Below are 12,149 nucleotides of genomic sequence, written 5' to 3'. Positions count from 1 at the left end.
TTTCCGTGCCCGCTCAGGCGGCGGTGGAGGCCTTCGCCTGCTGCTTGGCGGCGGCGGCAGCCGCCTCGTCGCGGCGGATTTCCGACAGCTTCTTCTGAACCTGTTCGGAGAAGATGTATTGCGCCGGGCGCTGGTTGGAGAGATCGATCTCGGGCGCCATCGGACCCGAGGTGCGGACGCCGCGCAGCGCGACCCACATAGCCTTGAACGGGTTGGCGAACGCCGCGTTGGCCGCGGTTGGCTCATAGCCGCAATGCGCCATGCAGTCGGCGCACTTCTCGTAACGGCCGGTGCCGTAGGAATCCCAGTCCGTGGTTTCCATCAGCTCCTTGAAGGTCTTGGTATAGCCCTCGCCGAGCAGGTAGCAGGGCTTCTGCCAGCCGAAGATGTTGCGCGCCGGCATGCCCCAGGGCGTACATTCGTAGGACTGGTTGCCGACCAGAAAGTCGAGGAACAGGCCGGAATGCATAAAATTCCACTTCTTGCCCTTGCCGAGCGCAAAGACGTCGCGGAACAGTTTTTTGGTCTTGGTGCGGTTGAGGAAGTGTTCCTGGTCCGGGGCGCGCTCATAGGCGTAGCCCGGCGACATCGAGACGCCGACACCGAGTTCGGTGGTGAAGTCCAGGAACTTCGCGATGTCTTCGGCAGCGTGACCGTCGAAGATGGTCGCATTGACGTTGACGGTGAAGCCGCGCGCTTTCGCGGCCTTGATGGCGGAAACCGCGCGATCGAACACGCCCTTCTGCGATACCGCCTTGTCGTGGTGGTCCTTGAGGCCGTCGAGATGCACCGAGAAGAACAAGTACGGCGAGGGCTCGAACAGATCGAGCTTCTTTTCCAGAAGCAGCGCGTTGGTGCAGAGCGAGACGAACTTCTTGCGCGCTACGAGGCCGCGCACGATCTCGCCGATCTCCTTGTGGATCAGCGGCTCGCCGCCGGGGATTGCCACCATCGGCGCCCCGCATTCGTCGGCCGCATCCCAGCATTCCTGCGCAGTCATGCGGCGGTTGAGGATCGCATCGGGATAGTCGATCTTGCCGCAGCCGACGCAGGCGAGGTTGCAGCGGAACAACGGCTCCAGCATCAGCACGAGCGGGTAGCGCTTTCGGCCAAGCAGCTTCTGCTTCATCAGATAGGCGCCGATACGCATTTCCTTGAAGAACGGTATTGCCATTTTGGAGATTTTCTTTCTGGACCTGTAAATCTTGAACTGGATCAACCCGCAGTCAGTTCGGCCGGAAGCCGGAACTCGATGTTTTCCTCCCGGCCTGGCAGCACCGAAACCGTGACGGGTCCGATACGCCTCAAAGCCTCGATCACGTCGTCTACCAAAACTTCGGGCGCCGATGCGCCCGCCGTAATGCCGACAGCCTTTGCATCCTTCAGCCAATCAGGGTTCAGCTCGCTCCCGTCGGCAATGAGATAACTCGCGACGCCGACCTCGGTGCCGATTTCGCGAAGCCTGTTTGAGTTGGAACTATTGGCGGCCCCCACCACCAAGATGACGTCCACCAGCTTACTCAGGTCCCTTACCGCAGATTGGCGGTTCTGTGTCGCATAGCAGATATCCCGGATGTCGGGGCCTTGAATATCTGTAAATTTGGCCTGAAGGGCGGCAATTATGTCCTTTGTGTCGTCCACGCTGAGGGTGGTCTGCGTGATATAGGCCACCGGGGCATCGGTCGGCAGCGGCAGAGCCGCCACGTCATCGACGTTCTGGACCAGGAGAACCGGGCCCGGAACCTGGCCCATGGTACCCTCGACCTCGGGATGGCCGGCATGGCCGATCAGGACCAGGGTACGGCCCTTGGACATATACCGTTTACCCTGATTATGGACCTTGGTGACCAGCGGGCAGGTGGCATTGAGGACCGGGAGACCGCGGGAGGCGGCTTCTTCCTCGACGCTGCGGGCCACGCCATGGGCGCTGAACACGGTTACCGCGAGTGGCGGAACTTCCGACAGGTCCTCGACGAAGATCGCGCCCTTGGCCTTCAGGCTTTCGACCACGTATTTGTTGTGCACGATCTCGTGCCGGACATAGACCGGCGGGCCGTATTTCTCGAGCGCACGCTCAACAATTTCGATGGCACGCACGACGCCCGCACAAAATCCGCGGGGCTGCGCTAGATACACTTCCATGGGATTTCCATTACGCAAGTTGCACCAAATACCGAATTCGCAAATTCACCCGAAGGCCTCCGTGCAGCCGATCACACTCCGGATATTTGCAATATCCGCACCATGGCCGGTTCCCGTAGGTAATCCCCATACTAGGCACATGGAAGCGCAGGACTATGTGTCAAAAATTGTGCGGATAGAAAAGGTGGATCGCGCAATGGTTACCGGATGTTGGGTATTTAGCTACCGATGGATGCGCTGCCCGGCCGATTGTTCCTCACCGGTTCGTCACTTTATCGCCCAGCCGAACCGGCTATACCGGCGCCCGGATGCCCGTTCCGGTCTGTGTGGCGACTTCGCTCGAACCCTCGGGGAAGTAACCAAAACAACATTAGATCGGCTGCGGGAACTCCGCTAGACAGCGGGGCGTTTTCGCCCAGCTCTCCTCTCCTTTTAGATTTAGAAAGAAACGAAGTGCTGACCAGTGTAGTTGTCGCCGTTGTCAAAGCCTGTACGCGGTTTGCCACTCTCGTCGTCATCGTCTCGCTGCTTCTGGCGGTCGGGGGTGCCTACTATGCCGCTCGGCATTTCGCCATCAACACCGACATCAATACGCTGATTTCGCCCGATCTCGACTGGCGCAAGCGCGACAATCAGTTCGAGCAGGCCTTCGACCGTGAAAAGCTGATTCTGGCTGTCGTCGAGGCGCCGACCCCGGAACTCGCCAGTGCGGCTTCCAAGGCGCTGGCCACGAAGCTGTCCGGCGACACCAAACATTTCAGATCGGTGCAGCCGCTGGGATCCGGCGAGTTCTTCGAGAAGAACGGGCTGTTGTTCCTGCCGGTGGAAGAAGTCGGCAAGGTCGCCGGCCAGCTCGAAGCCGCTGCGCCCCTGATCGAGATCATGGCCGGCGATCCCTCGATCCGCGGCCTGACCGGGGCGCTGGAAACCGGGCTTGCCGGCGTCAAGCGCGGGCAGGTCAAGCTCGACAATACCGAGCGCCCGTTCAACCTGATCAGCCAGACGGTCGAGGATATCCTGAGCAAGGGGGCGGCGACGTTCTCCTGGCGCGAGCTCGTCAGCGACAAGCCTTTGACCGATGCCGACCGCCGCGCCTTCATCGAATTCAAGCCGAAGCTCGATTACAATGCACTCGAACCCGGCAAGGATGCGACCGACGCGATCCGACAGGCCGCGACCGACCTCGATTTCGCGGGCCAGTACAGCGCCCGCGTCCGGCTGACCGGCCCGGTTCCGATCGCCAACGAAGAATATTCGACCGTGCAGGACGGCGCGATCGTCAACGGCGTCGCAACGGTGCTTATTGTCCTCGTCATTCTCTGGATGGCGCTGCACTCCGCGAAGATCATTTTCGCGGTGTTCGTGAACCTGTTCATCGGCCTGGCGCTGACGACCGCGGTCGGCCTGATGATGGTGGGATCGCTGAACTTGCTGTCGATCGCCTTTGCCGTGCTGTTCGTCGGCCTCGGCGTCGATTTCGGCATTCAATTCAGCGTCCGCTACCGTTCCGAGCGTTTCAAGAACGAAGATCTGGCTCTGGCGCTGGAGAGTGCGGCCCGACGTTCGGCGGTGCCGCTGTCGCTTGCCGCGATGGCGACCGCTGCCGGCTTTCTTTGCTTCCTGCCCACCGACTACAAGGGCATTTCCGAACTCGGCAAGATTGCCGGCGCCGGTATGCTGATCGCGTTCATCTCGAGCATCACGGTGCTGCCAGCCATGCTGAAGCTGCTTCACCCGCCCGGAGAAAGCGAGCCTGTCGGTTACGCGTTTCTGGCGCCGGTCGACGAGTTCCTCGAACGGCACCGCGTCATCATCGTCGCCGGAACGCTGCTGCTCGTGGTGGCGGGCCTGCCGCTGCTCTACTTCATGAAGTTCGACTTCAACCCGATCAACCTGCGCAATCCGAAGGCCGAATCAATCGCGACCTTCCTCGATCTGCGCAAGGATCCCAACACTGGCGCCAACGCCATCAACGTGCTGACCAATTCCGAAGCCGAAGCGAAGAAGATCGAGGCGCGGCTGGAGAAGTTGCCGGAAGTTCTTCGCGTGATGTCGATCGACAGCTTCGTGCCCGAAGACCAGCCAGCCAAGCTCCAGTTGATCGGAAAGGCAGCGAAGGTCGTCGGCCCCGCGCTCAATCCCGACTCGGTCGACGCGGCGCCCACCGATGAGGAGAATGTAGAGGCGCTGAAGAGTTCGGTCGACAGCTTGCGCAGGGCCGCGGGCGACGGCAAGGGGCCGGGCGCGGTTGCCTCGCGAAGGCTGGCGGATGCATTGTCCAAGCTTGCCGGAAGCGACCAGGCGACGCGCGACAAGGCCCAGGACATCTTCGTCGCCCCGCTCAAGATCGTGTTCGACCAGCTCAGGAACACGATGCAAGCCGGGCCGGTGACGCTGAAGACGCTGCCGCCAGAACTGTTGAATAGTTGGAAGTCCAAGGACGGGCTGATCCGCGTCGAGGCCCTGCCGAAAGGCGATCCTAACGACAACGACAATTTGCGCCGCTTTGCCGATGCGGTGCTGGCTGCCGAGCCGAATGCGATCGGCGGACCGGTGTCGATCCTCAAATCCGGCGACACCATCGTGAAGGCGTTCATTCACGCCGGCATCTGGGCGCTGGTGGTGATCAGCCTGTTGTTGTGGCTGACGCTGCGGCGCGTCACCGACGTGCTCATGACGATGGTGCCGCTATTGGTGGCCGGCGCGGTGACGCTGGAGCTCTGCGTGCTGATCGAACTGCCACTCAACTTCGCCAACATCGTAGCATTGCCGCTGCTGCTCGGCGTCGGCGTCGCCTTCAAGATCTATTACGTCGTGGCCTGGCGCGAGGGCAGAAATAATCTGCTGCAGTCGAGCCTGACGCGCGCGATCTTTTTCTCTGCGCTGACGACTGCGACCGCTTTCGGAAGCTTGTGGCTATCCAGTCATCCCGGCACCGCCAGCATGGGTAAATTGCTGGCGCTGTCGTTTGTCATCACGCTTGCTGCGGTGTTGCTGTTCCAGCCGGCGCTAATGGGCAAACCGCGCGATGTCGGGCAGTAGGCAGATGTCGCCGATATCGCCGGGCTGGGCGGCCGCCTGTTTCTGACCGGGCGCGGCCTTCGGCGCAGGCGCAGGATTTACCGCACCCGTGGTCTTCGGCGGCGCCGGCGGGGCGGCTGGCGCTGCGGTCTTGGGCGCTGCGCCGGATGCACCCTTCGGTGCGCCCTTGGCCATGCTGTTGGTGGGGCTTAAGGGGATCGGCGGACCGACACGGGTCCAGGTCTCGCCGCCGCAGAGGAAGCCGAGCACGCAGCCTTGAATCTCGAGCTGGTCGGTCCCGACCGGCTTGATGGTCGCGCTGTAGTTTTGTCCGTCCTTGGCGTTGTAGACCTCACCCTCCCACGCATCGACGCCGGACTTCTTCTTCATGTCGATCAGGATCGGCATGCCCAAAGTCGGCCGGCTCTGCTTGGAGGCATCCGGATTGTTCTTGTCCTTGCCGCCCGGCATCTTTTCCCAGGCAACGACGCCCCACATGTTGCCGTTGCATTGGGCGACGCGAATGTTGGCAACACCGTCGGCCACTTTCCAGTCACCGGTGGGATCGGCGGCCAGCGCCGCATTAAGACCTGTGGCTAAAATGATTCCCGAATAAACTATTGTGCGCGCGACAGTTCTTAGGCAGTGCAACATGGTTCGAACCTGTGTTTAAGTAGATGATCCAAGCGAGAGGTCAAAACGCCGCATTGAGCGTTTTCAGTTGACGAAACAGCCATCAACCGACGTATGTAGCCAATGCCAGATTCATATCTAGACGTTTCCGGGCTGTTTGTAGAGCGGCAGGCGCAGCGCAGTTCCATGCATGCGCGCCATCTGAACGAGCAGCTCGTCCGGGTGCTGAAGACCATCGGCTACGATGTGGGCTTTCAGAAGGGTCAAGGACAATACCTGTTCGATCGTGACGGGGCCCGCTATCTCGATCTACTCAGCGGATTTGGCGTTTTTGCGATTGGCCGCAATCATCCGGCGCTGCGCCTGGCGCTGAAAAGCGTGCTCGACAGCGATTTTCCCAATCTGGTGCAACTCGACGTCTCGACGCTGGCGGGCGTACTGGCGGAACGCCTGCTCGAACATGTTCCATATCTGGACAAGGTGTTCTTTGCCAATTCCGGCGCCGAGACCGTCGAAGCCGCAATCAAGTTCGCGCGCGGTGCGACCGGCCGTCCCGGCATCGTCTCCTGCTCGCATTCCTTCCACGGCCTCTCCTACGGCGCGCTGTCGCTGATGGACGACACGAACTTCAGAAGCGGCTTCGAGCCGCTGCTGCCGGGATGCACGCAGATACCTTTCAACGATCTCGCCGCGCTCGAGCAGGCATTGTCCTCGCGCCAGGTCGCGGCCTTCATTGTCGAGCCGATCCAGGGCAAGGGCGTCAACATGCCCTCGGATGAATTTTTGCCGGGCGCTGCCGCGCTGTGCAAAAAATATGGCACGATCTTCATTGCCGACGAAATCCAGACCGGTGTCGGCCGCACCGGAAAATTCCTCGCAGTCGAGCACTGGAATGTCGAGCCCGACATGGTGCTCTTGGCAAAGGCGCTGTCGGGCGGTCACGTGCCAGTCGGCGCGCTGCTGACCCGCAAGTCCATCTTCGACAAGATCTTCAGCCAGATGGATCGCGCGGTCGTGCACGGCTCGACTTTTTCGAAGAACGATATGGCGATGGCCGCCGGCATCGCCACTCTCGATGTGATCAAGCAGGAGAAACTTGTCGAGCAGGCCGCCAAGCGCGGCGCCGAGCTTCGCCTTGCGCTGACCCGCATGGTGCCCGGCTATGAACTGCTGAAGGAAGTGCGCGGCAAGGGATTGATGATCGGCATCGAGTTCGGTCCGCCGAAATCGCTGAAGCTGAAGGCTTCCTGGAATCTGCTGGAGACCGCAAATAAAGGCCTGTTCTGCCAGCTCATCACCGTACCGCTGTTCAAGGATCACAAGATCCTGACGCAAGTCTCCGGCCACGGCAGCCACACCATCAAGCTGCTGCCGCCGCTGGTGATCACGGAAGAAGATTGCACCTGGATCGAAAAATCGTTCGACGACGTCATTGCCGCGAGCCACAAGGTGCCCGGCGCGATCTGGTCGCTCGGCAAGACGCTGGTCGACAACGCGGTCAGGAAGTCGGCGTAACCACAGACCTCGGAGGCCCGGAGGAAGCCGCACCCATCGGGAGAACAGCATGAGCAACATCACCGGCGGCTGTCACTGTGGCGCCATCCGTTATGAGATCGCGGGGAAACCTATCGTTCATGCGCTGTGCCATTGCACGGATTGCCGCCGTCACGCCGGCGCGCCGATGGTTGGGTGGACGATGTACGCGGAGGACGCGCTCAAGGTGACGAAGGGAACGCCCAAGGTTTACGAATCATCGGAGCATGGCCGGCGACAGTTTTGCGCGAACTGTGGCACCGGTCTCTTCTACACCAATGCCAATGTGCTGCCCGGGATCGTCGATATCCAGAGCGCGACCTACGATGATCCCGGCGCCGTGCCGGCCATGATGCATATCCAGGTCGCAGAGCGCCTTCGCTGGATGGAGCGCGCGCACGAACTGCCCACCTTCGACCGCTATCCGCCGCCGCCATAGCGGCCGCGGCAAGCCGGGATAGTCCTGCTATGTTCGAGCAGCGGTGAGCGTCTAGCTCGCCGAACGAAAGCCCTGCCAGTCGCGCCAACGCGAAAGCATTTCGCCTCTCCCTGACGAAAATCGGTATCCAATTTTCCCGATCATGCTCTAGGATGCACGCGCCGAGCGGTCGCAAAGAGCCGCCGGCACGTGTTGTCGGAGGAAGCATGATGGAATATCAGCGTCGCCAATTCTTGCAGCTCGTCGCCGGCGCGGCTGCGCTCCCCGTTACGTCGAGCATCGCAAGCGCACAGGGTTATCCATCGCGACCGGTTCGCCTGGTGATCGGCTATACGCCCGGCGGCTCGGCGGACCTCACCTCGCGCCTGATGGGGCAATGGCTGTCGGAAAAGCTCGGGCAATCCTTCGTCATCGAGAACCGGCCGGGCGGCGGCACCAATATAGCAACCGAGCAGGTGCTGCGTGCCACGCCCGACGGCTACACGCTGCTTCTGGTGGCGCCGGCGAACGCGATCAACGCCACGCTCTACGACAAGCTGCCGTTCGATTTCATGAAGGAGATGGAGCCGATCGCCGGCATCATTCGCTTTCCCAATGTCGTGGTGGTGCATCCGTCACTGCCGATCAAGTCGATTCCCGAACTGATCGCCTATGCCAAGGCCAATCCGGGCAAGCTTAACATGGCATCGTCAGGAAACGGCTCCACGATCCACATGTCGGGCGAACTGTTCAAGATGCTGACCGGCATCAACATGCAGCACGTGCCGTACCGCGGCGGCGCGCCGGCGCTCACCGACATGCTTTCCGGCCAGATGCATGTCATGTTCGACAACCTTCCGACCTGCGCCGAGCACGTCAAGTCCGGCAAGCTGCGCGGGCTTGCGGTCACCAGCACGACGCGCTCGGACGTGCTGCCGGATTTGCCGTTGGTCGCGGATTACCTGCCGGGCTACGAGGCGAGCGCGTGGTACGGCCTCGCAGCACCAAAGGGCACGCCGTCGGAAATCGTCGACAAGCTCAACAAGGCGGTCAACGAAATCCTCGCCGACCCCAAGGCGAAGGCACGCTTTGCCGAGATCGGCGCCATCCTGCTGCCGGGCTCACCCGCCGATTTCGGCAAGCTGGTGGCGGATGAAACCGAGAAGTGGGGCAAGGTGGTGAAGTTCGCCGGCGCGAAGGTGGATTAGGGCGGGATTCATCAAAGCGGCGAGTTAGGCCTGTGGCCGTGATAGGCGATGTCCGCTTTCGGGGGTAAAGCAGGCGTTGATCAGCCGCATTGTGATTTCATGAAAGGGCCAGCCATTGCCTCAACCAACTATTTGAAACGCTCGGTTGAGTGATGCGCACGCAATTGCTGCCGTGCACGTATCAGTGTCACGCGTGACTTACGCCAATCTACTTCCTGCTGAGACTCTCGATCAATTTTCGGTCGAGCGCCGAGCAAAGCAGTGGCACGAGACGATCAAGGAGCGAGACCGTACCGACATCGCGGTATTTGTGGCGGAGGATGCGGCAGACAAGATGATTCTGGGGTTTGCCTGCTGCAGCCGGCAGCGTTCCGAAATGCTAGCAGAAAAAGGGTTCAACGGCGAGTTTCAATCCATCTATGTACTTCCACCGGCTCAAGGTTGCGGCATCGGACGAACTCTGATGGCCGAGATGGCACGTTACCTCAGTAGTCTCGCAATATCGGGCGGTGCCTGTTGGGTATTGCGTGAAAACGGAGGAGCGCGACGATTTTATGAAGCCCTCGGCGGAGAGATCGTAAGTGAGCAAGCACTCGGGCCAAGCACGGCGGCAGCTTTGATTGAGGTTGCGTACGGTTGGTGGCACCTCGATTCACTCTTAAGCGACTGACCGCTGTTGGCCCATCGCGGACATGCGAAGATCAGTGCGTAACGGCCGCTTTCAGCGCAAAGCGGACAGGGCCGGCCGCAAGCAATCCGGATTATCGTTGAACCGTCAGCTTCCCGCAGCCGCGCGCGGCGGATTCTTGCCGAGCGCCGCCGCCATCGCGGCGATCAGCGGCCGCATGAAGAACGCATCCTCCGCCGGATAGATATCGGTGCGCAGGCCGTGGGACTTGAGTTCATCTGACACCGCCGGTCCGACGGATGCGATCGGGGTGCGATCGAGCCCTTCGCGTAACCGATCCTCGCAGCCGCGCGCGCGTGCGACTTCCATCAGGCGCCGGATCTGGCCGAGATTGGTGAGCGCGATCGCGTCGATGCGGCCGGCCGCCATCTCGTCGATCGCATTGATGATGTTAACGTCGGCGGCCTGTGCGTCGTAGACGTAAGGCAGCACGGTATCGACCTCGGCCCCTTGCGCCTTGATCGCGCCGATCAGGACGCTGTGGTCCTTGTCCGGATAGAGCTGCAAGCCGAGGCGATGGCCGCTAAGGTCGAGGCGTGACAGCATTTCGGCGATGCCTTCGGAGGTTGGCTTCTCCGTCGTCATCTGCGGTTCCAGCCCGATTTCGCGCAGCGCCTTGCCCGGCTTGGGGCCGCGGGCGAATTTGCGCGCGTTGCCGAGGGCGGCAATGAACTCCTGTTCGACGCCGATGCGCCGGACCACCTTCATCAGCCGGCGCAGGCCTTCGCCGGTCATCAGCACCAAATCGTCGAAGGGCTTTTCGATCGACCGCCTGATCCAGGCTTCGAGCGGCGCCGGATCCGGCGCGTCGTGGATGGTGAACATCGGGCATTGCAGCACGTCGGCGCCCTGCTCGGTGAGCAGGCGGGAGAACTGCGCCTCCTCGCGCGTTTCCATGATCAGGATGCGGTAACCGTTCAATCTGTCAGCCATGATCTCGCTCCAACGCCTTTGCTTCGCGCTTTGTTCATCCTGACCCCGGTTTCCGGATTGGCGCAAGCGTGTCGGCGGTGATAGAGCAGGGCGCAAATCCGAGGTTTTCACCCTTCTGCCTGAATTGTAGTCAAGTCGCGCCATGCCCGATCATCAATTCGTCCTGACCCTGTCCTGTCCGGATCGCCCCGGAATCGTTTCCGCGGTGTCGACCTTTCTGGCCCATAACGGGCAGAACATCCTGGACGCCCAGCAGTTCGACGACATCGAGACCGGGAATTTCTTCATGCGGGTGGTGTTTACCGCCGCCGATCTCGCCGTCGAACTGCAGGCACTGCAGACCGGCTTTACCGCAATCGCCGACCGCTTCGCCATGGAATGGCAGATGCGCGACCGCGCCAATCGCCGCCGGGTGATGCTGCTGGTCTCCAAGTCGGATCATTGCCTGGTCGATATCCTCTATCGCTGGCGCACCGGCGAACTCGAGATGATCCCGACCGCAATCGTTTCGAACCATCCGCGCGAGACCTACAGCTCGCTCGATTTCGGCGAGATCCCGTTCCACTATTTGCCGGTGGCGAAGGAAACCAAGCGCGAGCAGGAAGAGGCAGTCTGGAAACTGGTTCAGGACACAAAGACCGATCTCGTCGTGCTGGCGCGCTACATGCAGATCCTGTCGGACGAAATGTCGGCAAAACTGTCCGGGCGTTGCATCAACATCCACCATTCGTTCCTGCCGGGCTTCAAGGGCGCGCGTCCCTATCACCAGGCCCATGAGCGCGGCGTCAAGCTGATCGGCGCCACCGCGCACTACGTCACCCGCGACCTCGACGAAGGCCCAATCATCGACCAGGACGTCGAGCGCATCAGCCATCGCGATACGCCGGAAGATCTCTCGCGCAAGGGCCGCGACATTGAACGCCGCGTGCTGGCGCGTGCCATGCGCCATCATCTCGAGGACCGCGTCATCCTCAATGGCCGCAAGACCGTGGTGTTTATGGATTAGCGCGCCGCATCCTTGGACGCGGGAGCCGGGTTGGTCTCCTTGTCTCGCTCGGAAGCCGGCATTAGGCGCTTTCGCTCGCGCTCCCGCATGTACTCGTCATACTTAGCGGTTCCCGGGCGCGGCGGCGCGTCGGCAGGCAAGCCGCCGGCCCAGGCCGGAATGGCATCGCTGACGCCGGCTGAGACTTTCTCGTTGATGGTCCCACAGCCGCTCAAGCCGCAGCCCGCGAGGGCAACGGTGACGATCGTGAAAATGTGGCGCGCGCTGGTCGTCATTGGCAGAAGACTACAACCTTAACCCTTTAAGGATGATGGATTTAGGGCGCGGCTCTGGGAACCGGGGGAGTGGTTCTTTGTTGACAGGGCCATTTCATTTGTACAATCGTACAAATAAGCGGCAATCGCAGGAAGGTTCAGGCAGCGTATAATATTATCGCGTCTTTCGCGGCTCTTCACTGCGACACGCCAATGGTCCGATTGACAACAGGGCGGGCAAGGACGCCATGTTGCCGCGCTACCCGGCGGAAAATTCTGGGTTATGGTGAGATCAAGGGCCGGGGACTCGGTT

The 12,149-nt window shown here is 61.3% G+C and carries 11 protein-coding genes; 6 read left to right on the top strand and 5 right to left on the bottom strand.

Annotated features, from left to right (window positions below):
* Window positions 1-13: 13 nt before the first annotated feature.
* Together hpnH and ispH are read right to left on the bottom strand one after the other, a co-directional pair.
* Window positions 14-1,174: an adenosyl-hopene transferase HpnH gene (gene hpnH / locus ACFXS9_RS23705; protein ID WP_392692552.1), complete on the bottom strand. Its 1,161-nt coding sequence runs from the start codon at window positions 1,172-1,174 to the stop codon at window positions 14-16.
* 41 nt (window positions 1,175-1,215) lie between these two features.
* A complete protein-coding gene (gene ispH / locus ACFXS9_RS23700) occupies window positions 1,216-2,142 on the bottom strand; it encodes a 4-hydroxy-3-methylbut-2-enyl diphosphate reductase (RefSeq protein WP_392692549.1) in 927 nt (308 codons plus the stop codon).
* A 453-nt stretch (window positions 2,143-2,595) separates the two neighbouring features.
* On the opposite strand from ispH, the gene ACFXS9_RS23695 reads away from it, so the two are divergent.
* Window positions 2,596-5,184 (top strand): MMPL family transporter, encoded by a 2,589-nt coding sequence (locus ACFXS9_RS23695; protein ID WP_392692546.1) that lies wholly within the window; start codon window positions 2,596-2,598, stop codon window positions 5,182-5,184.
* Here ACFXS9_RS23695 and ACFXS9_RS23690 read toward each other — a convergent pair.
* Entirely contained in the window at window positions 5,152-5,817 is a 666-nt protein-coding gene (locus ACFXS9_RS23690; RefSeq protein ID WP_392692543.1) for a DUF2147 domain-containing protein, read from the bottom strand. The two genes, ACFXS9_RS23695 and ACFXS9_RS23690, sit on opposite strands and share 33 nt — an antisense overlap.
* Before the next feature lie 102 nt (window positions 5,818-5,919).
* Here ACFXS9_RS23690 and hpnO point away from each other — a divergent pair, with 102 nt between their 5' ends.
* The 4 genes from hpnO (at window position 5,920) to ACFXS9_RS23670 (ending at window position 9,625) form a co-directional block, all read left to right on the top strand.
* Window positions 5,920-7,311 carry an aminobacteriohopanetriol synthase HpnO gene (hpnO, locus tag ACFXS9_RS23685; protein WP_392692540.1) on the top strand — a complete coding sequence of 464 codons (1,392 nt, stop codon included), beginning with the start codon at window positions 5,920-5,922 and terminating at the stop codon, window positions 7,309-7,311.
* 49 nt (window positions 7,312-7,360) lie between these two features.
* A complete protein-coding gene (locus tag ACFXS9_RS23680) occupies window positions 7,361-7,768 on the top strand; it encodes a GFA family protein (protein WP_392692537.1) in 408 nt (135 codons plus the stop codon).
* A gap of 209 nt (window positions 7,769-7,977) precedes the next feature.
* Window positions 7,978-8,955 carry a Bug family tripartite tricarboxylate transporter substrate binding protein gene (locus tag ACFXS9_RS23675; protein WP_392699977.1) on the top strand — a complete coding sequence of 326 codons (978 nt, stop codon included), beginning with the start codon at window positions 7,978-7,980 and terminating at the stop codon, window positions 8,953-8,955.
* Window positions 8,956-9,100: 145 nt separating this feature from the next.
* Window positions 9,101-9,625 carry a GNAT family N-acetyltransferase gene (locus ACFXS9_RS23670; protein ID WP_392692535.1) on the top strand — a complete coding sequence of 175 codons (525 nt, stop codon included), beginning with the start codon at window positions 9,101-9,103 and terminating at the stop codon, window positions 9,623-9,625.
* Window positions 9,626-9,730: 105 nt separating this feature from the next.
* Here the strand turns inward: ACFXS9_RS23670 and ACFXS9_RS23665 are convergent, their stop codons facing one another.
* On the bottom strand, window positions 9,731-10,576 hold the full coding sequence (locus tag ACFXS9_RS23665; protein ID WP_392692532.1) for a uroporphyrinogen-III synthase: 846 nt from the start codon (window positions 10,574-10,576) through the stop codon (window positions 9,731-9,733).
* A 142-nt stretch (window positions 10,577-10,718) separates the two neighbouring features.
* Between ACFXS9_RS23665 and purU the strand changes: the two genes are divergently transcribed.
* Window positions 10,719-11,582, top strand: coding sequence for a formyltetrahydrofolate deformylase (gene purU, locus ACFXS9_RS23660; RefSeq protein ID WP_392692529.1), 864 nt, complete (start codon window positions 10,719-10,721; stop codon window positions 11,580-11,582).
* Here purU and ACFXS9_RS23655 read toward each other — a convergent pair.
* The gene (locus tag ACFXS9_RS23655; RefSeq protein WP_392692526.1) at window positions 11,579-11,857 is read right to left on the bottom strand and encodes a hypothetical protein; all 279 of its coding nucleotides are present in this window, start codon (window positions 11,855-11,857) and stop codon (window positions 11,579-11,581) included. The two genes, purU and ACFXS9_RS23655, sit on opposite strands and share 4 nt — an antisense overlap.
* Window positions 11,858-12,149 lie beyond the last annotated feature (292 nt).

The sequence above is a fragment of the Bradyrhizobium sp. RDI18 genome (assembly GCF_043203335.1).
GTDB classification, from domain to species: Bacteria; Pseudomonadota; Alphaproteobacteria; order Rhizobiales; family Xanthobacteraceae; genus Bradyrhizobium; species Bradyrhizobium retamae.
This window is presented reverse-complemented; position numbering and strand designations above follow the sequence as displayed.

Excerpts from the sequence above, each read along its gene's own strand:
- hpnH (WP_392692552.1), bottom strand. The coding sequence starts at position 1,174 with ATGGCAATACCGTTCTTCAAGGAAATGCGTATCGGCGCCTATCTGATG.
- ispH (WP_392692549.1), bottom strand. The coding sequence starts at position 2,142 with ATGGAAGTGTATCTAGCGCAGCCCCGCGGATTTTGTGCGGGCGTCGTG.
- ACFXS9_RS23690 (WP_392692543.1), bottom strand. The coding sequence starts at position 5,817 with ATGTTGCACTGCCTAAGAACTGTCGCGCGCACAATAGTTTATTCGGGA.
- hpnO (WP_392692540.1), top strand. The coding sequence starts at position 5,920 with ATGCCAGATTCATATCTAGACGTTTCCGGGCTGTTTGTAGAGCGGCAG.
- ACFXS9_RS23680 (WP_392692537.1), top strand. The coding sequence starts at position 7,361 with ATGAGCAACATCACCGGCGGCTGTCACTGTGGCGCCATCCGTTATGAG.
- ACFXS9_RS23675 (WP_392699977.1), top strand. The coding sequence starts at position 7,978 with ATGGAATATCAGCGTCGCCAATTCTTGCAGCTCGTCGCCGGCGCGGCT.
- ACFXS9_RS23665 (WP_392692532.1), bottom strand. The coding sequence starts at position 10,576 with ATGGCTGACAGATTGAACGGTTACCGCATCCTGATCATGGAAACGCGC.
- purU (WP_392692529.1), top strand. The coding sequence starts at position 10,719 with ATGCCCGATCATCAATTCGTCCTGACCCTGTCCTGTCCGGATCGCCCC.
- ACFXS9_RS23655 (WP_392692526.1), bottom strand. The coding sequence starts at position 11,857 with ATGACGACCAGCGCGCGCCACATTTTCACGATCGTCACCGTTGCCCTC.